The following is a 24,260-nucleotide window of genomic DNA, read 5'->3' on the forward strand; positions in this document are numbered from 1 at the left end:
TGTCGCTATTTTATGCGTTGAGCATCATCGGCATCAGAAGCATGAGCGTCGAGCTGGTCTGCTTGTCGTCATAGACCGGCTTGAAGACGCCCGCACGCGTCGAATCGGCCAGTTCGACGACCACCGTCGGCGTGTCCATGTTCGAGAGAATCTCGACCAGGAAGGTCGATTTGAAGCCGATTTCGATCGGCTGTCCGTCGTAGCTGCACGATATGGTCTCGTTGGCCGACACCGAGAAGTCGATGTCCTGCGCCGCGAGGTTGATGCGGTTGTCGGCGATCTCCATGCGGATCAGGTTCGTCGTGGGATTCGAGCAGACGGCCACGCGCTTGATGCCGTTCACCAGCTCGATACGGTCCACCAGCACCTTGTTGGGGTTGCCCGTCGGAATCACGGCGTTGTAGTTCGGATAACTGCCTTCGATCAGGCGACACACGAGCGTATGGCTCTTGAGGCTGAACATGGCGTTCTTCGAATCGAAGGCCACGGCGATGGCTCCCTCCTCCTTGAGCAGCACCGACTTGAGCAGGTTGGCCGGCTTCTTGGGCAGGATGAACGACGAGGAGACCTCGTTCCGCGTCTCGGACTCGTACTTCACGAGCTTGTGCGCGTCGGTTCCCACGAACGTCAGCGATTCGGGCTGCAGGTTGATGTAGATGCCGTTCATCACGGGGCGCAGTTCGTCGTCGGCCGTGGCGAAGATGGTCTTGTTGATGCCGTTCACCAGCGTATCGACGTCGAGCTCGATCTCCTTCTTTTCGGCGCTCAGCTGCGGCACGGCGGGATAGCTCACGGCCGACGCGCCGGGAATCGAGAGCGAACCGCTCTTCCAGTTGATGCGGATCTCCCAGTTCTTGTCATTGACGTCGATTTCGAGCGGCAGTTCGGGGAACTCCTTGAGCGAATCGAGCATCAGCTTGGCCGGTGCGGCGATCGTGCCTTCGGTCTCGACGCTGTCCACCTCGATCGACCCCACGAGCGTCGTCTCGAGATCCGACGTGGTGACCTTCAGCGTCGTGCCGCTGAGTTCCATGAGGAAGTAGTCCAGGATCGGAAGCGTGTTTTTATTGCTGATGACCTTGCCGGTCGTAGCCAGAAGCGAAAGAAGCGCCGAGCTTGATACGGAAAATTTCATAGTGTTTCTCTTGTGTTTTATGATCTATCTATCGGTTTTACTTTTTTTCATCCATTCAGTCCAGTTCCGCAAGCCGGTCGAGCGCCGTAGCGATCATCCGCCGGACGAACGGCTTGTAGTCGGTGCAGGCGTCCAGCGCCACGCGCTGGGCGATGATCGTGCAGATCGTGGCGGCGCGGTGACCCATCAGGGCGGCCAGCCCCGCGAGCGCCGAGCCCTCCATCTCGAAGTTGGTGATGCGGCGGCCGCCGTATTCGAACGACTCGATCTTCTCATTGAGGTGCGCATCCAGCGGTTCGAGCCGCACCCAGCGCCCCTGCGGGGCGTAGAATCCCGGGGCAGCGACCGTGATACCCTCGCGCGTGCAGTCGCGGAAATGCTCGAACAGCATGCGGTCGGCGTCGATGAAATAGGGTTTGGGCAGCAGTTCGTTCCAGCCCGTGTGCTCCATGAAGGCCCGTTCGATGTCCAGGTCGCAGACCTCGTTGCGGCCCTTGTAGTAGTTCAGCAGGCCGTCGAAACCCACCGACGTGCGCGAGAAGACCATCTCCCCTACCCGGATGTCGGGCTGAATGGCTCCCGACGTCCCCAGCCGCACGAGTGTCAGACGGCGTTTTTCGCGCCTCTCCTGCCGCGTGGCGAAATCGACGTTGGCCAACGCATCCAGCTCCGTCACGGAGATGTCGATGTTCCCGATGCCGATGCCCGTCGAGAGGACCGTCATGCGTTTGCCCCGGTAGGAACCCGTCACGGTGCGGAACTCGCGGTTCGAAACCTCGCACTCCCGACTGTCGAAATATTCGGCCACGAGCGCCACGCGGCCCGGGTCCCCCACCAGGATCACCGTGTCGGCCAACTGTCCGGGACGCAGATGCAGGTGGAATATCGAACCGTCGTCGTTGATAATCAATTCGGAAGCGGGGATCGTCCTCATAATTGTCGTTTTTTAATTTTCATAATTGGCATAAAAGTAATATATTTACCTCGAATATCAAAATTTTTTCTTATTTATAGGTATCAATTTTTTGCCGTATAAACTTTCTGGAACATGACACTCATCAAGTCCATTTCGGGCATCCGGGGTACGATCGGAGGCCCTTCGGGCGAGAATCTGACGCCGCCCGACGTCGTGAAGTTCACCACGGCCTACGTACGCCTGATCGCTCCCCGTACGCAGGGACGCCGCCCCCGCATCGTCGTGGGGCGCGACGCACGCATTTCGGGACGGCTGGTCGCCGATCTGGTCGAGGGTACGCTGCTGGCCTCGGGCGCCGACGTCATCGACGTGGGGCTGTGCACCACGCCCGGCACGGAGATGGCCGTCATTACGAAGCATGCCGACGGCGGCATCATCATCACCGCGTCGCACAATCCCCGCCAGTGGAACGCCCTGAAACTGCTCAACGCCGACGGAGAATTTCTCTCCGCGGCCGAAGGGCAGAAGGTGCTGGCACTCTCCGAAGAGGAGGGGTTCGACTACCCCGCAATCGACGGCATCGGCCGCGTCGAGGAGCGCACGGATTACAACGACGAACATATCCGTCGTGTGCTGGAACTGCCGCTGGTGGACGTCGAGGCCGTGCGGCGGCGGCGTTACAAGGTCGTCGTCGATGCCGTGAACTCGGTGGGCGGCGTGGTGATGCCCCGCCTGCTGCGCGAGCTGGGCTGCGACGTCGTGGAACTGAACTGCGCCCCGACGGGCGAATTCGCCCACAACCCCGAGCCGCTGGCGGAGAACCTCCGCGAAATTTCGGCCGCCGTGGTACGCGAGAAGGCCGATCTGGGCGTGGTGGTCGATCCCGACGTGGACCGGCTGGCCTTCATTTCGGAGGACGGCACGATGTTCGGCGAGGAGTACACGCTGGTCTCCGTCGCCGACTATGTGCTGTCGGAACGGCCGGGCAACACGGTCTCGAACCTCTCCTCGACGCGTGCGCTGCGCGACGTGACCCGGCAGCACGGAGGCCGCTACTATGCCTCGGCCGTGGGCGAAGTGAACGTCACGACGAAGATGAAGGAGGTCGGAGCCGTGATCGGCGGCGAAGGGAACGGCGGGGTGATCTATCCCGAACTGCACTACGGCCGCGACGCGCTGGTGGGAACGGTACTCTTTTTGACGTGGCTCACCCGGCGGGGCATGACGATGACGCAGCTGCGCGCGACCTATCCGGCCTACTTCGCCTCGAAGAACAAAATCGAGCTGACTCCGGAGATCGACGTGGATAAAGCGTTGCAGGAGGTAAAGGCCCGTTATGCGAATGAGAACGTGAACGATATCGACGGTGTGAAGATCGACTTCGAGACGAGCTGGGTACACCTGCGCAAGTCGAATACCGAGCCGATCATCCGCATCTACACCGAAGCCCGTTCGACCGAAGAGGCCGATGCGTTGGCGCAGCGGTTTATCGCCGAGCTCCGGGAAATATGCAAATAACACTTTGTAAGACAATGAAAAACAGAAAAGTAATGATTCTGGCCGCTGCGGCCGTAGCATTGGCTTCGTGCGGCGGGAATGCGCCGTGCCGGAGCGCGCAGCAGGAGACCGGGACTTTCAAGCCGGACATCCACAACGCCGAGACGTCGCTCGATTACCGGGGAACGTACCGGGGCGTGCTGCCGGCCGCCGACTGTCCGGGAATCGAGACAACGCTGACGCTCAAACCCGACGGAACCTACTCGCTGCACGAGGAGTACCTCGAGCGCGACGCGCGTTTCGACGCGGAGGGAGCCTACACCCTGCACGGCAACCTGCTGACGCTCGAAGGGAGCGACACGACCTGGTACAAGGTCGAGGAGAACCGGCTGCGCCGGCTGACGACCGACCGCAAGGAGGTCGAAGGACCGCTGGCCGAACATTACGTACTGCGAAAAACCGCCGAATGACATGGATAAAGCGAAAGTTTATATCGACGCGAACAAGGAGCGTTTCCTGAACGAGTTGTTCGACCTGATCCGCATCCCGTCGGTCAGTACCGAAGCGGGCCGCAAACCCGACATGCGGCGCTGCGCGGAGTACCTCGCCGCAGCGCTCGCCGAGGCCGGGGCCGACCGGGCCGAGGTGATGCCCACGGAGGGCAATCCGGTGGTGTATGCCGAGAAAATCGTTTCGCCGAAAGCCCGGACGGTACTCATCTACGGCCACTACGACGTCATGCCGGTCGATCCGCGCGGAGAGTGGCGTTCCGACCCGTTCGAACCGGTCGTGCGCGACGGCCGCATCTGGGGCCGCGGCGCGGACGACGACAAGGGGCAGTTGTGGATGCACGCCAAGGCGTTCGAGGCGATGTGCGCCACGGGGACGCTTCCGTGCAACGTGAAGTTCATGCTCGAAGGCGAAGAGGAGATCGGTTCGCCGAGTCTCTACGGATTCTGCCGGCAGTACAAAAAGTTGCTCAAGGCCGACGTGATCCTCGTCTCGGACACCTCGATGCTCTCGATGCAGACCCCGTCGATCACCTGCGGCCTGCGCGGCCTGGCCTACATGGAGGTCGAGGTGGAGGGGCCGAACAAGGACCTCCATTCGGGGCTGTTCGGCGGTGCGGTGGCCAACCCGGCCAACGTGCTGGCACGTCTGGTGGCACAACTGACCGACGCCGAGGGGCGCGTGACGATCCCCGGATTCTACGACGACGTGCGGGAACTTACTCCCGCCGAAAGGAGGGCCTTCAACCGGGCTCCGTTCAGCCTCGCGGCGTACAAGAAGTCGCTCGCGATCGGCGACGTGGAGGGCGAGGCGGGCTACACGACGCTCGAACGCACCGGTGTGCGTCCCTCGCTCGACGTAAACGGCATCTGGGGCGGCTACACGGGCGAAGGGACCAAGACGGTGATTCCGTCGAAGGCGTCGGCCAAGATTTCGATGCGGCTGGTTCCGCATCAGGACTACCGGAAGATTTCGAAACTTTTCGAACGCCACTTCCGGCGCATCGCCCCCCGGAGCGTGAAGGTCACCGTGAAGGCGCTGCACGGCGGAATGCCTTACGTCGCTCCGACCGACATGCCGGCCTACAAGGCGGCCGAGAAGGCCGTCGAGGCGACTTTCGGGCGGAAGCCCCTGCCCTTCTACTCGGGCGGGTCCATTCCGATCATCAGCGGTTTCGAGTCGATTCTGGGCATCAAGTCGCTGCTTCTGGGCTTCGGACTGGCCGAGGACGCGATCCACTCGCCGAACGAGAGTTTCGGACTGGAGCAGTTCGACAGGGGTCTGGAGACCATTCCGCTGTTCTACAAATATTTCGCCGAGGCGAAGTGACCGCCGGAGGCGGTACGGGAAGCGGCGGCCGGAGGAAACTCTCCGGCCGCCGCTTCGTCATGTCCGCACCGGTCGCGGATCACCGCAGCAACGGAAGTTCGCGCAGCATGTTGCGGATGCGGACGGCCGTGCGGGGCATCGGCTCGGCGACGGTCAGGGCCACCAGCTCCTTCGTCGCAGCGATGTCGCCGATCACGCGCACGACCTCCGCGGTCTTCATGCCGCCGGGAACCACGCCCACCGCGGCGACGATCTCGGCAGGGTCGAGCACGTCCATATCGAAATGCACGGCGACCCGCGAAGCACCGCACGAATGCAGCCACTCCCGGACGGCTCCGCTGTCCGCGGCCACGTCGGTGGGCGTGAGGTGGCGGATGCCGTACTGCCGCCGGCGTGCCTCGATCTCGGGACGCTCCCAGTCGCGTACGCCGACCAGCAGCACCCGCGAAGGGTCGATGTGCGCGGGAAGCGCGGAGACGATCCGCGCGTCGCCCCGCCCCATGCAGGCGGTGAGCGCCATGGCATGAAAACCCGCATAGGCGTCCCCGGGCAGGGTGATGTCGGGATGCGCGTCGATCCACACCACGGCCATGTCGTCCGCATAGCGCCGGGCGAGGTAGGTGAAGGGTGCGACGCTGACCGAGCATTCGCCGCCCAGCGTGACCACCCGGTCGGGGCGTTCGCGCTCCAGCAACTCCAGCGCGGCCTGCATCTGGCAGAGGATCGCATCCCGGTCGAGCACGCCATCGACCGCCTCGCGCGCGCCGGGAGCGGTCGTCACGGGAACGGTGAAGGTCGCCTGTCCGTTGCGGGGAGCGAGGAAATCGAGCAGCAGCGCCCCGAGGTAGTAGCCCCGCGCCGCGTCGTCGGGCGTCAGTTCCGGAATCCACCGGGCGATGTCGCCGCCCTGCCATTGGGGATAGACCAAACGGATCGTTTTCATTGACGGTATCCTTTTCGGAATGTTTCGGACGGCTGCCGTTTTTTTCCGGGAACATAGTGTCCGTAGTTGGCGTCGAGGTAGTCGTCGATCGCAAAGGCCGCGGGCCGTTCGGGGGCGTCGGGCGGCACGATACGGGTCTCGAAGCGCCGTCGCTCGCCGCCGAAAACGAAACGGTCGAGGAAGGCGTCGATCTCGGCGAAGTGTTCGCGCATCGGCCGCCAGGCCATCGAATGGTCGGCGCCGGCCTCGGAGACGAACCAGTACGGCACGCCGCGCTGCGCGAGGTCGCGGGCGACGGCGGCCGAGCCGAACAGCACGCCGCCGCCGGGGACCGGAACGGTGTCGTAGGGCACATTCCGGTCGGCGTCGCCGTGGAAGAGCAGCAGCGGCGCGGGAGGCGTCGTCCACCGCTGTTCGCCCGACGGATCGTACACGGCTCCGGCATAAGCGATTACCCCGGCATACCGGAACTCTTCCGGGAGGTGACGTACAAAGACGGAATCTCCGTTGCAGAGGGCGTATTCGGCCATCAGGACCGTCATGGCCCCGGCACTCGAACCGCTCGTGAGGATCCGCTGAGGGTCCACGCCCCACTCCGCGGCACGGCGGCAGACGAACGCCGTGGCGTCGCGGAGGTCCTCGGTGGCCATCGCAAGCGTCGAAGCGAGCACTCCGGGGAAGCGTTCGCCGTCGATCGGGCCGGCATCCAGCGCCCGCTTCATCCCCAGCCGGTAGTCGATCGACACGACGTCGCACCCCCGCGCGGTGAAGTGGCGGAAATAGGGAAGGAACCGGCGGTTGTCGCGCGTACCGGTCAGGAAACCGCCCCCGAAGAGGAAAATCATGCAGGGACGCGCCCCTGCGGCGGACGAAAGGGCCGGATAGCGGTCCAGTCGCAGCGAGTCGCCGTCCCGGACGGCGTAAACGAAGGTCTCCCGGTCGGGACCGTGCTCCGCACGTCCGGCCGGCTGCGCGCCCGCCGCAGCGAAAGCGGCCAGCGCGGCGAAAAGCAACAGCACGCGTCTCATCCCCCCATCTCCTCGTAGGCGTACTGCACGGCGCGGTTCAGGATCGCGACGAAAGGCTGCGTGCGGCGGAACTCCGCGAGGGTCCGCTCCAGCAGGTCATCCGCGAGCAGGAACTCCTCGGTGACGGGTTTTTCGAGGTAGAAATCCTTCAGCTTCAGCATGTCGGACCACTCGCTGTCGGCCGGGAATCCCGTGGGAACCCGTTTGAGGCTGTTGGTCCGGCAGAGCCGGAAGCCGCGGGCACGCCCGATGGCCGCGGCGATCGCGGCCCCGTTGTCGAGAATCTCCTCGCGCACCGAGCGCAGCACCGTCGGTTCGGGGCAGTACAGTCCCGCCGAGAGCATGTTGCACCACACCAGCGAATCGGCGCAGGGTTCGATATGGAAATAATACCCCGCGAAGCCCGACTTCTTGCCTTTCGGGGCGATGTAGGCCCCGATATAGGTCTTGTAGGGCGACTTGTCGGGCGAAAAGCGCGTGTCGCGGGCGATGCGGTAGGTGCAGTCCTGCACGCGCACGCCCCGCACCGAAGGGTCGAACGAGGACACGCCCTCGATCAACCGTTCGGTGAAGGCGCCGAACAGCCCCTTGACGCGGGTCCATTCGGCGCGGTGGGCGTCGAACCACTCGCGGTCGTTGTTGTCGTGCAAGCGCCGGAAGAAGTCGATTACCTCTTTCATATTACCATGCGAAGAGCGGATAGTCGGCCATCAGGGCGTTCACGTCGCCGCGCACGGCGTCGATCGTCCGCTCGTTCTCGGGGTCGCACAGCACGCGATCGATCAGCCCGACGATGCAGTCCATCCGGTCCTCCTTCAGGCCGCGGGTCGTGATGGCCGGCGTGCCGAAGCGCAGACCCGAGGTCTGGAACGGCGAACGGCTGTCGAAGGGAACCATGTTCTTGTTGGTGGTGATGTCGGCCGCCACGAGGCTCTTTTCGGCCTGCTTGCCCGTCAGGTCGGGGAACTTCGTGCGCAGATCGACCAGCATCAGGTGGTTGTCCGTGCCGCCCGAGACGATCTTGTAGCCGCGGCGGACGAACGCCTCGGCCATCGCCGCGGCATTGCGCTGCACCTGCCGCTGGTATTCCTTGTATTCGGGTTCGAGCGCCTCGCCGAAAGCCACGGCCTTGGCGGCGATGACATGCTCGAGCGGACCGCCCTGGATGCCCGGGAAGACGGCCGAATTGAGAATCTGCGACATCATCTTCACGGCGCCCTTCGGCGTCGTGAGCCCCCACGGATTCTCGAAGTCTTTGCCCATGAGGATAATGCCGCCGCGCGGCCCGCGCAGGGTCTTGTGGGTCGTCGAGGTGACGACATGGGCGTATTTCACGGGATTGTCGAGCAGTCCGGCGGCAATGAGGCCCGCCGTGTGGGCCATGTCTATCAGCAGCAGCGCCCCGACCTTGTCGGCGATCTCGCGCATGCGCTTGTAGTCCCACTCGCGCGAGTAGGCCGACGCACCACCGACGATCAGCTTCGGGCGGCACTCTTCGGCCAGACGCTCCATGGCGTCGTAGTCGATACGCCCGGTGGCCTCGTCGAGCTTATAGCCCACGGCCTTGAAATACTTGCCCGACATATTGACCGGCGAACCGTGCGAGAGGTGGCCGCCGTGCGACAGGTCGAGACCCATGAAGGTGTCGCCGGGCTGCAGGCAGGCGAAGAAAACGGCCATGTTGGCCTGTGCGCCCGAGTGGGGCTGGACGTTGGCCCATTCGGCGCCGTAAATCCGGCAGATGCGCTCGATGGCCAGGTTCTCCACCTGGTCCACCACCTGGCAGCCGCCGTAATAACGCGCTGCGGGATAGCCCTCGGCGTACTTGTTCGTAAGCACCGAGCCCATGGCCTCCATCACCTGATCGCTGACGAAGTTCTCCGAGGCGATCAGTTCGATACCGTGCATCTGACGGCTGCGCTCGGCGGCGATCAGATCGAAAATCCGGGTGTCTTTTTTCATAGCTGAATATGTGGTGAGATTTCGTTTACGAAGTGTAAAGATAGTAATATTCGGCGAAAAAAAAGCCGGTACGGAGACGATTGCGGGCAAAATAGGTGAAATTTATTCCGGCCGCCGCCCGATGTCGCGGACCGTTCCCGGACGATTTCGCCGTGTCCCGGAGCTATGCCGCCGCTTCGGACGGAGCCGCGCGGGGTTTCCAGAGCATGTCGCCGACGAGGTACGGAAAGGCCCGCGCCGCGGAACTGCGGCGCGGAGGCGGACCGCCGAAATCCGGGTCAGCGGTCCGTTTCCGCCTCGCCGATCCTGCGGATGAACCGCGCGGGGTTGCCGCCCACCACCGTAAGCGGCGGCACGTCGTGCGTGACCACGCTGTTCGCACCGACGATCGCCCCGTAACCGACGGTCACGCCGGGCAGGACGGTGGAATTGATGCCGATCCACGCCTTGTCCTCGATGACGATGGGGCGGCCGTAAGTCGCACTGCGGTTGCCGGGATCGGGGTCGTGGTTGATGGTGACGAGGTTCACCTTCGGGGCGATGAACACGTCGTCGCCCAGCGTGATCCCGCCGCGGTCGAAGAACGTGCATCCCTGCTGGATCCAGCAGCGTTTGCCGATCCGGATGTTCTTCCCGAAGTCCACGTAGAACGGCGGCAGCAGCGTCACCGATTCGTCGATTTCCCGTCCGGTGATGCGCGAGAGGTAGCGGCGCGCCTCGTCCGGCGTCCGGAAGCCGTCGTTCAGCTCGTAAGCGAGCTTCATCGTCTCGAAGATGGAGGCGATCAGCCGGTCGTAACCCGGCTCGTCGGGCGAAACCATCGCGCCCGAGCGGTCTTTTTCGAAAATGTCGTTCATAGCATCGTTCGTTTGTCCGTCCGCAAAGATAGCGCGCCGCCGCGGAGCCGCGGATACCCCGATTACGGTTGTTTGTATCCCGTTTCCGGATTTTCGGCGGCGTCCCGGAACTGCCGGCATTCCGGGGCGGATTTCCCTCCGGCGGAGCGACATTCCGAAAACGGAGCGGCGCAAACTGCGTTTTTTTCGCGGTTATTCCGCGGATTATTCGTAACTTTGTTCGTCGAACGGAAAGACCGAAAATCGGAACACAACATCTAATATATTGACAACTATGAAATTACTCGAAGGAAAAGTCGCTGTCGTAACGGGCGCGGCCCGCGGCATCGGCAAAGCCATCGCACTGGAATTCGCCAAGGAGGGCGCCGACGTGGCGTTCACGGACCTTACGATCGACGAGAACGGCAAGGCCACCGAAGCCGAGATCGCGGCGCTGGGCGTCAGGGCCAAAGGATACGCCTCGAACGCGGCGAATTTCGAAGAGACGCACAAGGTCGTCGAAGAGATCGTCAGGGAGTTCGGCCGGATCGACATCCTGGTGAACAACGCCGGCATCACGAAGGACGGTCTGATGATGCGCATGACCGAGGCGCAGTGGGACGCCGTGCTGACGGTGAACCTCAAGTCGGCCTTCAACTTCATCCACGCCACAGTGCCTGTCATGGCGCGCCAGAAGAGCGGGTCGATCATCAACATGTCATCCGTGGTGGGCGTCAGCGGCAACGCCGGGCAATGCAACTACTCGGCCTCGAAGGCCGGCATGATCGGTCTGGCGAAGTCGATCGCCAAGGAGATGGGTCCGCGCGGCATCCGCGCCAACTGCATCGCCCCGGGCTTCATCATCACCGACATGACCAACCAGCTCTCGGACGAGATCAAGGAGGCATGGTGCAAGCAGATTCCGCTGCGCCGCGGCGGCACGCCCGAGGACGTGGCGAAGGTGGCGCTGTTCCTCGCCTCGGACCTCTCGTCGTATGTCAGCGGACAGGTGATCCACTGCTGCGGCGCGATGAACTGCTAAGGGATCCGCCGCCGCACAGTCTCCCGGACGGGAAACCCCGCGGAGAGGGAGAAAGAGGGCGAAACGCCCTCCGGCCGGCCGCCGAAAACGGATTATCACCCCTGCCGGAATTCACTCCGGCAGGGGTGATCCGTAAAAAGCGGAAGCTGGCATCCGTTCCTGAACCCGCCGTGTCCGTGTGCGGTCCGCCGGGCTCCTTCCGGAAACGGACGGACCGGGATCCGGCAAAATGCAGGCGCGACGCGGCATCCGATCCGCTCTCCGGAAACAGCGGAGCCGCCGCCCCGGAACAGGTGTGCCGATTTTTCGTATCTTTGCAGCCATGAAACACCTCGTAAATCCCGACACGTGGGAGCGGCGCGACAACTACGCCTTCTTCCGCGATTTTCTCAACCCCTGGTTTTCGGTCACGACCGAAATCGACTGCACGGAGGCCTACGCCGCTGCGAAAACCTCGGGACGCTCGTTCTTTCTCCACTACCTCTGGGCCGTCCTGTGCGGCGTGAACGAAGTGCGCGAGCTGCGCTTCCGCACGACGGCGAGGGGCGAAGTGGCATGGTACGACACGGTGGACGTCATCACGCCGATCGCCGTGCCGGGACGCACGTTCCACACCGTCCGCATCCCCTACCGCGCGGATTTCGAGCCCTTCTACGCCGAAGCCCGCGCCATCGTGACGGACATTCCGGCGGACGGCGACCCCTACGGCGAGGAGAAGCGCCTGCAGGCGCAGGGCGACTACGACGTCTTCCTGCTGAGCGCGACGCCGAAGCTCCGGTTCACGGCCGTCACCTATGCGCAGGAGGCCCCGGGATGCCCGACGCAGTACCCGCTGATGAATGCCGGGAAGGCCGTGCGGCGCGACGGACGGCTCGTAATGCCGCTGTCGATGTTCGTGAACCACGCCTTCGCCGACGGAGAGCATATCGGCCGGTTCGTCGAGGCGACGGAAGCGGCGCTCGCACGGTTCGGCCGCTGATCCGCATGTCGGGCGGAGTTTCGCGGGCCGATGGCGGCGGGTAGCATCTTTTTTGTATATTTGCTCCGATGAAACGACTGACGATTACCCTCGTAGCGGCCGCGGCCGCAGTGCATGCCTTCGCTCAGGAGGCGATGTTCCCCACACCCGACGCCAAGACGCTGGGCATGGGCGGTGTGGCGATGACCACGCTCTCGGGGTCGCACGCCCTGTACGGAAACTCCGCGACGGCAGCCTTTTCGCTGATGCCGTCTCAAATCTCCTCCTCCTATTACGGACAGGACGAATCCGACTATTACGCCGTCTCGGGTTACTGGCGGTTCGACACCTTCAACCTCGCGCAGATCGGCTGGCGGCAGTGCCTCCGGGAACGGGGCAACAACGACATGGCGGTCGATCTGGGCTATTCGCGCCGCATCGACGACCGCTGGGCCGTAGGCGTCGTGGCCCGTTACATGCACCTCAAGCGTCCGGGCGACGTCACGGCCGACGCATTGGCGGCGGACCTGAACGCAGCGTGGATGGCGCCCGTGGAGATCGGCAGCTTCTCGACCGTACGCGCGGGAGCGAAGATAGCGAACCTGGGCGGCTGGTTCGGCGGCGGGGACCGCTCGCTGCCGATGAGTTTCACGGCCGGAGCGGCGCTCGACACGTTCCTCACCGACGCCCACGAGATCACCGTCGGCGCGGACTTGGGCTACCGCTTCTCGCCCGGCGCGATGCGGGGCTTCATGCTCTCCGCCGGCGCCGAATACAATCTCATGCAGCTCGTGCAGCTGCGCGCGGGATACCACTACGGCGAGCTGCGGGGCGACGATCCCAGCTATGCGTCCGTCGGTGCAGGATTCCGTTTCCTGCACCTGCGGCTCGACTTCGCCTACCTGTTCACGGCGAAACACACGCCCGACATATACAGCATCAGTTTCGGATTCGATTTCTGATCCTCCGGCGCTCTTCTTTCGGGACGACCGCCGAAGAACCGGCGGGGACCTATCGGGCGGAAATGCGTTCCAGCAGCCCCCGGCAACCGTCCTCCAGCAGATCGAGCACCAATTCGAACCCCTCCCGGCCTTCGTAATAGGGATCGGGGACATGGGTGCGGCCGGGATGTTGGCGGCAGAATTCCGTCATGCGGAAAATCCGCTGCGCAGCCTCCCGCAAAGGCGCCAGCCGGTGCAGCGCCTCGTAGTTCATGTCGTCCATGGCCACGATCATGTCAAACCGGTCGAAATCCTCCTCGCGGACCTGCCGGGCCCGGTGGCGGAGGTCGTACCCGCGCAGCGAGGCCGCACGGCGCATCCGAGGATCGGGCAGGTCGCCCGCATGGCCGCCGTAAGTTCCTGCCGAGTCGATTTCGACAAGGTCGGACAAACCGCTGTCCGACACCATTCTACGCAGTATGCCATCGGCCGCCGGGGAGCGGCAGATATTGCCCAGGCACACGAAGAGCACGCTTGTTTTCGGTTTCATGACGGCAAAGATAACGCAAAGCAGGCGGAACGCCAAATTCAACCGCTGCCGCGCCTTTCGGTGCAGAAATGCAAACGTTCGGAACAATAAAAACACGCCCGGGCTTCCCGTGTTCGGAGATTTTTTTCTACCTTTGCAATGATTATTTTCGTTTGAAACCAATTGTTCAGGATGTTATGAAAATACGGACGATCATGATGCTGGCGGCCGTAGCCCTCGCCGCCCCGACGGTCCGGGCACAGGAACTTCCCCGCAAGGTGGAGAACGTCGAGGTGCTCGACCTCGACGGCGAACCGGCACGCCTGCCCCATTTCGGAGAGAAACACCTTATGATATTCTACGTGGATCCGGACCGTCACAAGCAGAACGAGGATTTCACCGTCGAGCTGGAGCAGAACCACCGCGCCGAGAGCGACAATATCTACGGTTTCGGGGTGATGAACCTCAAAGACGCCCCGATGGTCCCCAACGGCATGGCCCGCAACATGGCCCGCAAGCGCACGGCCAAGAACGGCGCGACGGTGCTGGCCGACCAGGACCGCATTCTGAGCACGGCCTGGGGGCTGGGCGACTGTAACAACAAGTTCGTGCTGATGTTCGTCACCAAGGAGGGCGAGTTGGTTTTTCTGCGTAAGGGAGAGCTGACGGAGGCCGACAAGGAAGCCTTCTACGAGGTGCTCGACCAGTACCGGTAGAGTGCATGCTGCGCGGAATCGCCCTCATTGCCTTCGTATCGGTCTGCACCGTCCTTGCGGGACGGGCGTCCGTGTGTGTCCGCATCGCGGAGAGCGACTCGCTGCGACAAGTCGCGGCGACCGTCCCGCCGGAAGACCCTGAAGTTCGGGAAGACGCCGAGGAGCGTACCGGGAAGGACTGTAAACCGGAGAAAGAGCGGACGGCAAGGGAACGCAAAGGGTTTCTGCGCCGGATCGTCCGGTACTTCGAGGGATCGAACGTGGACCGCACGTTCGAAAAGAAGATCGACGTCACCTTCGCCGGAGGTCCCAGTTTCTCGAAAAACACGAGTCTCGGCATCGGGTTGCTCGCGGCGGGACTGTACCGCCTCGACCGGACCGATTCGGTGACCGTGCCTTCGGACGTCTCGGTGTTCGCCAACGTCTCCGTATCGGGCTTCTACGCACTGGGCGTTACGGGCAACACGATCTTCGCGCACAACCGCCAGCGGGTGAATTACACGGTCATGTTCTCCTCGGCGCCCCGCAGTCTCTGGGGCATCGGCTACGATGCCGGACGCTACAACCCCGAGAGCACCTACTCCGAGAAACACTACCTGGTCGAGGCGAGCTACCTGCACGAGGTGTTGCCGCGGACCTACGTGGGAGGCATCGCGAGCTTCGAACACACGCGCGGCGTGAAATTCTCCGATCAGGCCTACCTCTACGGCCAGAAGCGGAGTTACACGGCGACGGGCATCGGACTGATCGTCGAGTACGATTCGCGCGACTTCATTCCCAACCCCTACCGGGGCGTGTACGTGAGTTTTCAGGAGCGTTTCTTCCCCAAGGGGCTGGGTAACTGCGAGCGGTCGCTGTGGCGCACGACCTTCACGGCCGACGCCTACCGGCGCGTGTGGAAAGGCGGCATTCTGGCCGCCGACCTCTATGCCGTCTTCAACTCCGAGGGGACCCCGTGGCCGATGCTCGCCCGGCTGGGCGGCAACCAGCGCATGCGCGGCTACTATCAGGGACGCTATACGGACAACGACATGATTACGCTGCAAGTGGAGCTGCGACAGCGCATCTGGCGACGGATCGGCTGTACGGTGTGGGGCGGCGCGGGCAACGTCTTCCCTTCGCTCGACCGGTTCGACTGGTCGCACACGCTGCCCAACTACGGCGTCGGACTGCGCTGGGAGCTGAAGAAGCGCGTGAACGTCCGGCTCGACTACGGGTTCGGCAAGAAGACGAGCGGGTTCCTGCTGAGTATCAACGAAGCCTTTTGACAAGCGAGAGAGTAACGTAATATATGGAAGCTGATTCCGACAAGAAAATCCGGCGGAGGGCGGTCAAGACACGCAGTCGTTTCACGACGCTGCTGACCGTCTATTTCTTCGTGACGCTGATCGTTCCCAATCTGGTGCTGGCCAATACGGAGCCCTATTCCCTGTGGACCGTCGAGGCGCTGATCCTCATGCCGCTGGGATTCTACATGATGTGGAGCGTGGCGCTGCGCCGCTCGGGCGTGATGATCTGGCTGGCTTTTCCGTTCATCTTCTTCTGTGCCTTCCAGATCGTGTTGCTGTACCTGTTCGGCAATTCAGTCATCGCCACGGACATGTTCACCAACGTACTGACGACCAATCCCGGCGAGGCGGGCGAGCTGCTGGGCAACATCTACCCCGCCGTGGTGCTCGTCTGCGCCATGTACCTGCCGCTGCTGTGGCTCGCGGCCCGGGAGATCGGCCTCAAACGCTACATTTCGCGCACGACGCGGCTGAACGTCGGACTGACCGGCGCGGCGATCTTCGCAGTCGGAATGCTGGCCCTCTGGCCCGCCTACCGCGCGAGCGAGGACCGGCACGTGCTGCGCGACGAAATCTTCCCGCTGAACGTCTTTTACAACCTCGGACTGAGCGGCTCGGAATTCCGTAAATCGCACGACTTCGAGAAGAGTTCCGAGGGTTTCAGCTATGCCCCCCGGCGGACGGCGCAGGCCCCCGGGCGCGAAGTCTATATCTACGTCATCGGCGAGGCATCGCGCGCGATGAACTGGCAGCTCTACGACTACGACCGCGAGACGAATCCCCGCCTGTCGCAGGTCCGGGACCTCGTGGTATTCCGCAACATGCTGACACAGAGCAATACGACGCACAAAAGCGTGCCGCTGATCCTCTCCTCGGTGAACACCGACGAACACGAGGAGCTGTACCGTCGCAAGGGACTTCCGGCGCTGTTCAACGAAGCCGGATTCGACACATGGTTCATCTCCAATCAGTCGCGGCAGGGAGCCATGATCGACAATCTGGCCCACGACGCCCGTCACCTGATCTACATCCGTTCGCCGCGTTACGACATGCAACTGCTGGACGAAGTGCGCAAGGTGCTGGGAAACAGCGATTCGCAGAAAATACTGATCGTCCTTCACTGCTACGGATCGCACTTCAGCTACCACCAGCGCTATCCGCGCGAGTTCGCCCATTTCCGCCCCGAGGGCGACGTGGCGATCGCCAAGCAGCACAGGCAGACGCTCGTCAATGCCTACGACAATTCGATCCGCTACACGGACCATTTCCTCGCCGAGACCATCGCCTACCTCCGCACGCTCGAGGACACCTCCACCGCACTGCTCTACTGCGCCGACCACGGCGAAGACCTCATCGACGACGACCGCGAACGGTTCCTGCACGCCTCGCCCACCACGACGGCCTATCAGCTCTACGTAGCTTCGCTGGCGTGGTTCTCCGACGCCTACCGCCGCAACTTCCCCGAGAAGGTCGCGGCCGCCGAGGCGAACGAAACGGCCCCGGCCACGACGCATGCGCTGTTTCATACGATGGCCGATATGGCCTCGCTCGAAGGACGTTTCATTTCAAAAGAGACGTCGCTCGTCAATTCCGGTTACGACCGCACGGCGCCGCGCCGTTACCTGAACGACCACAACGAAGCCGTCCCCTTCCGCAAAACGGGACTCGGCCCCGAGGACATGGAAGTATTCCGCCGCTACGGCATCGAACCCTGACCGTGCGAAGACCGGAAAACCGAAACAGAAAACGGCAGAGCAGAGGCATCTACCTATATTATAAAGCTGATCATTCGACGAACCGGACTTTCTCCCGGTTCCGGGGCTTCGCCTCGGGGGCCTCGGCCGGATAGCCGAAGGCGATGGCGTACAACAGCCGGTGCGTATCGGGCAATTGCAGGCGGCGCAGCAACTCCGCTCCTTCCGGAGCGTTCAGGAAGCGGCACAGCCCGCCGAGACAGCACGACCCCACTCCCACGGACTGAGCCGCGAGGATCATGTTACCGCCCAGCAGTCCGCAATCCACCTGCGAGAGGTCGTAAGTCGTGTCGCAGGCGATGAAGACCAGGGCCGGAGCGCCGTAAGCGGCCGGATGCTGCGCTTTCGGATTCCGGGAGACCTGCCGCACGTAACATCCGTACTGGCGGTCCAGCGCGGCCAGCAACGCGCTGTCGGTCACCACACGCACCTCCCACGACTCGCGTCCCTGCCCGTTGGGAGCTTGCAGGCCGCAGTCGAGAATCCGCAGCAGCGTATCCCGGCCGACGGGTTGCGATTCGTAACGACGGATGCTGCGGCGGGCGCGGATCGTCTCTTCGACAGGATTGCCCGCGGCAAGAGTCGCGGCATCCGCCGCACGATCTCCGAAAGAGGTCTGCGAACGACAGCCGCAGAGAGCGAGACCGCAGAGGATCCCGAACAAAAGGTGTTTCATCATCGTAAGTTTTTTACAAAGACACGAAGGGATGGAAGACAACGAAGGCCGCCCGAAATGGACGGCCTTCGTCGTTTCGCTTGTGAAACGCTTATTTCGAAGCCTCCACGGAAACCTTGCGGAACTCTTTCATCAGCTTCGACAGCTCGAGAGCCGACTTGCGGGCGCGCGTGCCGGCAGCCTTGTTGCCCTTCTCCACCTGCGCAGCGGCGTTGGCTGCGAACACTTCGAACTCGGCGTTGATCTTTTCTACTAATTCTTTCATGACTGTAAAAAATTTTGGGTTTGTTATCGGAACAAAGATATAAAAATTATCTAAAAGCCATCGTCCGGAGGCCCGAAAAACCGCTTTTTTTCCGGAAAAATCCCGATTCGGAGGCCGTCGGTATATTTTTTGATTCCTTCGGAGCGTAAAAACATGCCATTATGCACCGATTTTTTCTTCCGGCCTGCCTCCTGGCCGCATTGTCCGGCGGGTGCGGGAAACCCGCCCCGCGGCAGGTTCCGCCACTGAGGGTCGAGGCCGTCCGCGCCCAGGAGGAGCCGATCCCCAACCGCATGAGCTTCATCGGTTACCTGTCGAGCAACTTCGACGCCGTGATCCAGCCCCGCGTGAACGGGTTCCTCGCCTCGCGCCACTTCGCCAACGGGATGCCCGTCCGCCGCGGGCAACTGCTCTTCACGATCGACCCCTCGCAACTCTCGACCTCGATGCTCGCGGCCCGCGCGGAGCTGGAGTCCGCCCGGGCCCGGGCGCTCGAAGCGCGCAACAATTACGACCGCGCCGTGCCGCTGGCCCGCATCAACGCCATCAGCCAGTCGCAGTTCGACCAGTACACGGCCCAGTTCCGGGCCGCCGAAGCCGCCGTGCAGTCGGCCGAACAGGCGCTGCGCAACGCCCGTATGAACGTGAGCTACACCGAGCTGCGCTCGCCCATCGACGGAACCATCTCCAACACCTCGGCGCATGTGGGCGACTACGTGGGCCCCGGCACGCAGTTCACCGTGCTGACCACCGTATCGAACACCGATACGATGACCGTGGACGTGGCGATCCCCATGTCGCAATACCTGCGGCTGGCCGGCGGCCGCACGTCGCTCTACGACAACGAGGGGCTGCTCTCGGACATCCGTCTGACACTGGCCGACGGCACGCAGTATCCCGGCGAAGGTTTTTACAGCTACACGCGCAAGGACATTCCGAACGCCACGGGCACGCTGGTCCTCGTCGTGGCGTTTCCCAATCCCGACGGAACGCTCAAGCCGGGGCAGTTCGCCCGCGTCGCGGCCAATGTCGGCCCCGTGCGGCCGCACGTCGTCGTCCCGCAGCGCTGCGTGATCCAGTCGCAAGGGCAGGCCTCCGTGTGGGTCGTGGGGCCGGACAGCACGGTGCGCTACCGCCGCATCGAACCGGGCGGGACATACGGCGACATGTGGTGCATCGACCGGGGATTGCAGGCAGGCGAGGCCGTCGTCGCGAACGGCGTGCAGAAGATGCGCGACGGTGCGAAAGTCATCCCCGAAATCCGATAGCGCCATGGAAAGATTCTTCATCACGCGGCCGATCTTCGCCCTGTCGCTGGCAATCGTCATCGTCATCGCGGGATTCATCTCGCTCCGCGGACTGCCTGTCGAGCAGTACCCCGACATCACGCCCCCGGTGGTCGAGGTCACGGCGACCTACGACGGCGCCGACGCCGAAACGGTGAACGACGCCGTGGCTACCCCCGTGGCGCAAGCCGTCATGGGCGTGAACGACATGCTCTACATGCAGGCCACATCGGCCAACGACGGCTCCATGTCGCTGCAAGTGACTTTCGAGATCGGCTCCGATCCCGACATGGACGCCATCCTCACCCAGAACAACGTCGCTACGGCCACGGCCGAGTTGCCCGCGGCGGTAACCAGACAGGGTGTCACCACACGCAAGACCATGACCGGCTTCCTGATGGTTTACTCGCTGCACAGCGACGGCCGTTACGACGACGAATACCTCGCCAACTACGCCTACATCAACCTGCAGAACGAACTGCTCAAGCTCGACGGCGTGGGCAAGGTCAATATCATGGGTGCGGGCGAATACGCCATGCGCATCTGGCTGCGGCCCGACGTGCTGAAATACTACGGCATCTCGGTCGAAGAGGTGACCGAGGCCGTCGAACGGCAGGCAGGCATCTACCCTGCCGGGCAGTTCGGAGCCGAACCGGCCCCCGAAGGAACGACCTACACCTACACGGTGACGCTGCCGCCGCAGATCTCCACGGCCGAGGAGTTCGGCAGGATACTCGTGCGGACCACCTCCTCGGGACAGCAGATCCGGCTGCGCGACTTGGCCGAAGTATCGCTCGGCAGCCGGAGCTACGGCGTCAGCTCGCGGTTCGAGGGCAGCCCCACGGCGCTCATCGTCATCTACCAGCAGCCGGGCAGCAACGCCGTGGCCGTGGGCAACGAGGTCAAGGCCGCCATGACGCGGCTCGCGCAGCGTTTCCCCGACGGCATCGAAGCCACGACGATCGTGGACAGCACGGAGAGCATCGACGCCGGCGTGCGGGACATCTTCCGCACGCTCGTCATCGCCCTCGTGCTCGTCATCGCCATCATCTACCTCTTCATCCAGGACTGGCGTGCCACGATCATCCCGCTGGTGGCCATTCCCGTATCGCTCATCGGAGCCTTCGCGCTCTTCCCGCTGCTGGGATTCACGATCAACATCATCTCGCTGCTGGGACTGGTGCTCGCCATCGGACTGGTGGTGGACGACGCGATCGTCGTGGTCGAGGCCGTGCAGGTGAATATCGCCGCCGGCATGAAACCCCGCGAAGCGACGGCCGAAGCGATGCGCAACGTCGCTTCGCCGATCATAGCCACGACCGTCGTGCTGCTGGCCGTCTTCATTCCCGTCTCCTTCTCGGGCGGCATCACGGGGCGGCTGTTCCAGCAGTTTTCGGTGACGATCGCCGTATCGGTGGTCATCTCCTCGTTCAACGCCCTGACGCTCTCCCCGGCGCTCTGCGCCCTGCTGCTGCGACACCGGGAGCCGCCCCGGCACGGATTTTTCGCCGCCTTCAACCGCTGGTTCGACCGGCGGACAGCGCGCTACACCGCCTTCGCCCCCACGCTCGCGCGGCATGTCGCCCGCACCGGGCTGTTCGTCGCCGCGATGCTCGCAATCGTCTTCCTCGTATGGCGCAAACTCCCGGCGGGATTCCTGCCCGAAGAGGACCAGGGATACCTGATGGTGACGGTCTCCACGCCCGAAGCCTCGTCGCTGCAAATAACGCGCGAAGCGATGGCCGAAGCCGATGAGCTGATCCGCAGGCTTCCCGAAGTCTCCTCGACCTCGTTCGCCGCGGGATTCGACATGCTCGCAGGCATCGCCTCGACCTCGAGCGGCATCATCTTCGTCAAGCTCGCGGACTACGCCGACCGCAAACTCTCGGCCGCCCGAATCGCGCAGCAGCTCACCGGAACGCTCTACGTCGCCGTCCCGGGCGCCGAGTGCTACGCCTTCATCCCGCCGGCCATCCCGGGACTGGGCGTCACGTCGGGCATCTCGCTCGAGGTGCAGGACCTCGAAGGGCGCGGCACGGCCTACCTGCTCGAGCACGCCGAACGGTTGTTGGATTCGCTGCGCGCCCTGCCTTCCGTCGCCTCGGCGACCACCCCCTTCGACGCGGACGTGCCCCAACGGCGGCTGCGCATCGACCGGGAACAGGCGCTGGCCGCGGAGGTGGACCTCGGCACGCTCTACGGCGAGCTGACCACGCTGCTCGGCGGCACGTACATCAACAACTTCACGCGCTTCGGAAAGCTCTACCAGACCTACATGCAGGCCGCGCCCGACTACCGGCGCGACGAACGTTCGCTGAACAACTACTACGTCGCTTCGGCTTCGGGCGAAAGCGTTCCCGTGGCCTCTCTCGCCGAGGTGATCGACACGGTGGGCACGGCCTACGTCTCGCAGTTCAACCTCTACCGATCGGTCTCGCTCACCGTCTCGCCCGCTGCCGGCGCCTCCACGGGCGCAGTCATGCAGCAGATCGAACGGACCGCGGAGACCGTGCTGCCCGACGACATCGGCACGGCGTGGAGCGGCGTCTCGTACCAGGAAGCCAACGCCTCGAAACGGGGCGGAACGGTCTATCTGCTGGCGGTGGTCTTCGTTTTTCTCGCCCTGGCGGCGCTCTACGAATCGTGGGGGCTGCCGCTGGCGATCCTGATGAGCGTGCCGGCCGCCGTGCTGGGCGCGGTGTGCTTCATCGGAGGGGCGCACCTGCTCGACCCGCTCTTCATCAACGACATCTACATGCAGATTTCGCTGGTCATGCTCATCGGACTGGCGGCCAAGAACGCGATTCTGGTCGTCGAGTACGCCGACCGGCTCTTCCGCGAGAAGGGGCTGTCGCTGTTGGAAGCCGCCGTCGAAGCGGCCCGCATCCGTCTGCGGCCGATCATCATGACCGCCTTCTCGTTCATTCTGGGCGTCCTGCCGCTGGTCTTCGCCAGCGGCGTTTACTCCACCGCGCGCAACATCATGGGCGTCGCGCTCGTGGGCGGGATGCTTTTCGCCACGCTGCTGGGCATCTTCATCTATCCCGCGCTCTACTACCTCGTGGGACACATCGGAGGCTTCGAACGCCGCCGCACTCGATCTAAACAGGAGGAACAGGCATGAAACTGAAAATCGCAATGGCCGCGGCCCTGCTTGCGGGCGCCTGCTCGCCGCGGCTCTATCCGCCCGAAACCGCCGTCCCGGACCGTTACGTTTACTCCGAAGGCTTCTCGCAGGACACGACGGGCATCGGCAGCCGCTGGTGGGAAATGTTCGGCGATCCGACGCTCGACACCCTCGTCGCCCGCGCGCTGGAACGCAACCGCGATCTGGCGGCGGCCGCCGCGCGCGTCGAACAGGCCCGGGCCAATCTCGGGGTCGTGCGGGCGCAATACCTGCCGCAGATCGGGTTCGGTGTGCAGGCCGGAGGCAAATACGCCGAAGCCACGGGAATCGTGCAGTCCTACGCCGTCGAGCCGACCCTCTCGTGGGAGGTTTCGCTGTTCGGAGCGCTGCGGCGCGCCAAAGAAGCCGCCAAGGCCGAAATCGCCGCCTCGGCGTGGGCGCTCGAAGGAATGCGGCTCTCGCTGGCGGCCGAAGTGGCGACGACCTACTTCACGCTGCTCGAATACGAGCGCAACCTCTCGATTGCCCGGCGCACCCTCCAACTGCGGCGCGAGTCGGCAGCACTGATCGACTCCATGTTCCGCTACGGCATGTCGGACGGCGTGGCACTCGAGCAGGCCCGCAGTCTGGTCCGCACGGCCGAAGCGGACATCCCGCAATACCGGCGGGCCGTCGTGCAGACGGCCCTCTCGCTCGGCACGCTGCTCGGAGAGCTCCCGGCGCAGGACACGCTTCGGGGCGAAGGGCTGCCCCTGCGCACCGACACCTACCCCGCGGAGATTCCCGTGGGACTGCCCTCGGAGCTGCTGCGCAGACGACCCGACATCCGGGAAGCGCACTACGGCGTGGCGAAAGCCGCGGCACAGGCCGGACAGGCCCGGAGCGCGCGGTTTCCGTCGATCTCGCTGACGGCCGGCGGAGGTGCGGCGTCGGGTTCGATCAAAGGGCTGACCTCCGGCGACCCGTGGGTCTGGAATGCCGCCGGGGCGCTCGTCGAACCGCTCGTCGCCTTCGGAAAACTCCGGCGCGCCGAACAGGCGGCCGTGGCGGCCTACGACGAAGCGGCGAGGAACTACGAGCAGACCGTGCTGACGGCCTTCGCCGACGTCGAAAAGGCCCTGACGGCGATCACGACCTGCCGCGAGCAGACCGAACGCAGCCGCGAACTGGTCGAATCCAACGGACGTATCGCCACGATGACCCGCGCGCTCTACCGCAGCGGACTTTCCGACTACCTGGACGTGATCGACGCCGAGCGCAGTCTCTACCAGTCGCAGATGCAACTGGCGAGCCTCGTGGCGCAGCAGTACATCAATTACGTCGCGCTCTGCAAGGCGCTGGGCGGCGGATGGAAGCGACCGTCCGGACCGCCGGAGAAGGTCTCCGGCGGCGCGCCGCCGGGACGGAAGCCCGAAAGGGCCGCCACGAAGGCCGGCGCCGGAAAGGGCCCCGCTCCGGGGACGTCCGGCCAGGAGCCGGCGGATACCTACTAATGGGGATTGCGCGTGTTGCCGCAAAATC

General features: G+C 63.8%; 22 protein-coding genes. 12 read left to right on the forward strand and 10 right to left on the reverse strand.

The window, feature by feature from the left end; all coding sequences use genetic code 11:
* Positions 1–10: 10 nt before the first annotated feature.
* Together dnaN and KB554_RS00395 are read right to left on the reverse strand one after the other, a co-directional pair.
* Positions 11–1,135: a DNA polymerase III subunit beta gene (dnaN, locus tag KB554_RS00390; RefSeq protein ID WP_141429714.1), complete on the reverse strand. Its 1,125-nt coding sequence runs from the start codon at positions 1,133–1,135 to the stop codon at positions 11–13.
* A 55-nt stretch (positions 1,136–1,190) separates the two neighbouring features.
* Positions 1,191–2,069: a nucleoside phosphorylase gene (locus tag KB554_RS00395; RefSeq protein ID WP_211034591.1), complete on the reverse strand. Its 879-nt coding sequence runs from the start codon at positions 2,067–2,069 to the stop codon at positions 1,191–1,193.
* 114 nt (positions 2,070–2,183) lie between these two features.
* Here KB554_RS00395 and glmM point away from each other — a divergent pair, with 114 nt between their 5' ends.
* The 3 genes from glmM to KB554_RS00410 are packed head-to-tail and all read left to right on the forward strand — an operon-like array spanning position 2,184 to position 5,387.
* Positions 2,184–3,569, forward strand: a complete 1,386-nt coding sequence (glmM, locus tag KB554_RS00400) for a phosphoglucosamine mutase (RefSeq protein WP_211034592.1) — start codon at positions 2,184–2,186, stop codon at positions 3,567–3,569.
* A 14-nt stretch (positions 3,570–3,583) separates the two neighbouring features.
* Entirely contained in the window at positions 3,584–4,018 is a 435-nt protein-coding gene (locus KB554_RS00405; protein ID WP_211034593.1) for a copper resistance protein NlpE, read from the forward strand.
* 1 nt (position 4,019) lies between these two features.
* Complete coding sequence (locus KB554_RS00410; RefSeq protein WP_211034594.1) at positions 4,020–5,387, forward strand: dipeptidase; 1,368 nt, start codon at positions 4,020–4,022, stop codon at positions 5,385–5,387.
* Positions 5,388–5,466: 79 nt separating this feature from the next.
* Here KB554_RS00410 and KB554_RS00415 read toward each other — a convergent pair whose 3' ends face one another.
* The 5 genes from KB554_RS00415 to KB554_RS00435 all read right to left on the reverse strand — a co-directional run bounded on the left by KB554_RS00415 (position 5,467) and on the right by KB554_RS00435 (position 10,177).
* The gene (locus tag KB554_RS00415) at positions 5,467–6,330 is read right to left on the reverse strand and encodes an arginase family protein (protein ID WP_211034595.1); all 864 of its coding nucleotides are present in this window, start codon (positions 6,328–6,330) and stop codon (positions 5,467–5,469) included.
* A complete protein-coding gene (locus KB554_RS00420) occupies positions 6,327–7,358 on the reverse strand; it encodes an alpha/beta hydrolase (protein WP_211034596.1) in 1,032 nt (343 codons plus the stop codon). Before KB554_RS00420 ends, KB554_RS00415 begins: the two co-directional genes overlap by 4 nt.
* A complete protein-coding gene (locus KB554_RS00425; RefSeq protein WP_211034597.1) occupies positions 7,355–8,038 on the reverse strand; it encodes a DUF2461 domain-containing protein in 684 nt (227 codons plus the stop codon). The genes KB554_RS00420 and KB554_RS00425 overlap by 4 nt, the downstream gene beginning before the upstream one ends.
* Before the next feature lies 1 nt (position 8,039).
* Complete coding sequence (gene glyA, locus KB554_RS00430) at positions 8,040–9,320, reverse strand: serine hydroxymethyltransferase (protein WP_211034598.1); 1,281 nt, start codon at positions 9,318–9,320, stop codon at positions 8,040–8,042.
* A 278-nt stretch (positions 9,321–9,598) separates the two neighbouring features.
* Positions 9,599–10,177, reverse strand: coding sequence for a DapH/DapD/GlmU-related protein (locus KB554_RS00435; RefSeq protein WP_141429705.1), 579 nt, complete (start codon positions 10,175–10,177; stop codon positions 9,599–9,601).
* Between the two features lie 274 nt (positions 10,178–10,451).
* Here KB554_RS00435 and fabG point away from each other — a divergent pair, with 274 nt between their 5' ends.
* The 3 genes from fabG (at position 10,452) to KB554_RS00450 (ending at position 13,118) form a co-directional block, all read left to right on the forward strand.
* The gene (fabG, locus tag KB554_RS00440; protein WP_141429704.1) at positions 10,452–11,198 is read left to right on the forward strand and encodes a 3-oxoacyl-[acyl-carrier-protein] reductase; all 747 of its coding nucleotides are present in this window, start codon (positions 10,452–10,454) and stop codon (positions 11,196–11,198) included.
* A 322-nt stretch (positions 11,199–11,520) separates the two neighbouring features.
* Positions 11,521–12,177, forward strand: a complete 657-nt coding sequence (locus tag KB554_RS00445; RefSeq protein WP_211034599.1) for a CatA-like O-acetyltransferase — start codon at positions 11,521–11,523, stop codon at positions 12,175–12,177.
* A gap of 68 nt (positions 12,178–12,245) precedes the next feature.
* Positions 12,246–13,118 (forward strand): PorV/PorQ family protein, encoded by an 873-nt coding sequence (locus KB554_RS00450; protein WP_141429702.1) that lies wholly within the window; start codon positions 12,246–12,248, stop codon positions 13,116–13,118.
* A gap of 49 nt (positions 13,119–13,167) precedes the next feature.
* Here KB554_RS00450 and KB554_RS00455 read toward each other — a convergent pair whose 3' ends face one another.
* Positions 13,168–13,647 (reverse strand): low molecular weight protein-tyrosine-phosphatase, encoded by a 480-nt coding sequence (locus KB554_RS00455; RefSeq protein WP_211034600.1) that lies wholly within the window; start codon positions 13,645–13,647, stop codon positions 13,168–13,170.
* A gap of 176 nt (positions 13,648–13,823) precedes the next feature.
* Here KB554_RS00455 and KB554_RS00460 point away from each other — a divergent pair, with 176 nt between their 5' ends.
* From KB554_RS00460 to KB554_RS00470, 3 genes are read left to right on the forward strand one after another with little or no spacing between them, the layout of a single operon-like run.
* Positions 13,824–14,342 carry a hypothetical protein gene (locus KB554_RS00460; protein ID WP_141429700.1) on the forward strand — a complete coding sequence of 173 codons (519 nt, stop codon included), beginning with the start codon at positions 13,824–13,826 and terminating at the stop codon, positions 14,340–14,342.
* 5 nt (positions 14,343–14,347) lie between these two features.
* Positions 14,348–15,610, forward strand: coding sequence for a BamA/TamA family outer membrane protein (locus tag KB554_RS00465; protein WP_211034601.1), 1,263 nt, complete (start codon positions 14,348–14,350; stop codon positions 15,608–15,610).
* 23 nt (positions 15,611–15,633) lie between these two features.
* The gene (locus KB554_RS00470; protein WP_211034602.1) at positions 15,634–17,346 is read left to right on the forward strand and encodes a lipid A phosphoethanolamine transferase; all 1,713 of its coding nucleotides are present in this window, start codon (positions 15,634–15,636) and stop codon (positions 17,344–17,346) included.
* 70 nt (positions 17,347–17,416) lie between these two features.
* On the opposite strand, the gene KB554_RS00475 is transcribed toward KB554_RS00470, so the two are convergent.
* Positions 17,417–18,061: a nitroreductase family protein gene (locus KB554_RS00475; protein ID WP_211034603.1), complete on the reverse strand. Its 645-nt coding sequence runs from the start codon at positions 18,059–18,061 to the stop codon at positions 17,417–17,419.
* Between the two features lie 91 nt (positions 18,062–18,152).
* Positions 18,153–18,326, reverse strand: coding sequence for a histone H1 (locus KB554_RS00480; protein WP_141429696.1), 174 nt, complete (start codon positions 18,324–18,326; stop codon positions 18,153–18,155).
* Between the two features lie 161 nt (positions 18,327–18,487).
* Between KB554_RS00480 and KB554_RS00485 the strand changes: the two genes are divergently transcribed.
* The 3 genes from KB554_RS00485 to KB554_RS00495 are packed head-to-tail and all read left to right on the forward strand — an operon-like array spanning position 18,488 to position 24,232.
* Positions 18,488–19,594: an efflux RND transporter periplasmic adaptor subunit gene (locus tag KB554_RS00485; protein WP_211034604.1), complete on the forward strand. Its 1,107-nt coding sequence runs from the start codon at positions 18,488–18,490 to the stop codon at positions 19,592–19,594.
* Between the two features lie 4 nt (positions 19,595–19,598).
* A complete protein-coding gene (locus KB554_RS00490) occupies positions 19,599–22,736 on the forward strand; it encodes an efflux RND transporter permease subunit (protein WP_211034605.1) in 3,138 nt (1,045 codons plus the stop codon).
* A complete protein-coding gene (locus tag KB554_RS00495) occupies positions 22,733–24,232 on the forward strand; it encodes an efflux transporter outer membrane subunit (RefSeq protein WP_211034606.1) in 1,500 nt (499 codons plus the stop codon). The genes KB554_RS00490 and KB554_RS00495 overlap by 4 nt, the downstream gene beginning before the upstream one ends.
* Positions 24,233–24,260 lie beyond the last annotated feature (28 nt).

It is taken from the genome of Alistipes sp. Marseille-P2263 (assembly GCF_018101075.1).
GTDB lineage: Bacteria > Bacteroidota > Bacteroidia > Bacteroidales > Rikenellaceae > Alistipes > Alistipes dispar.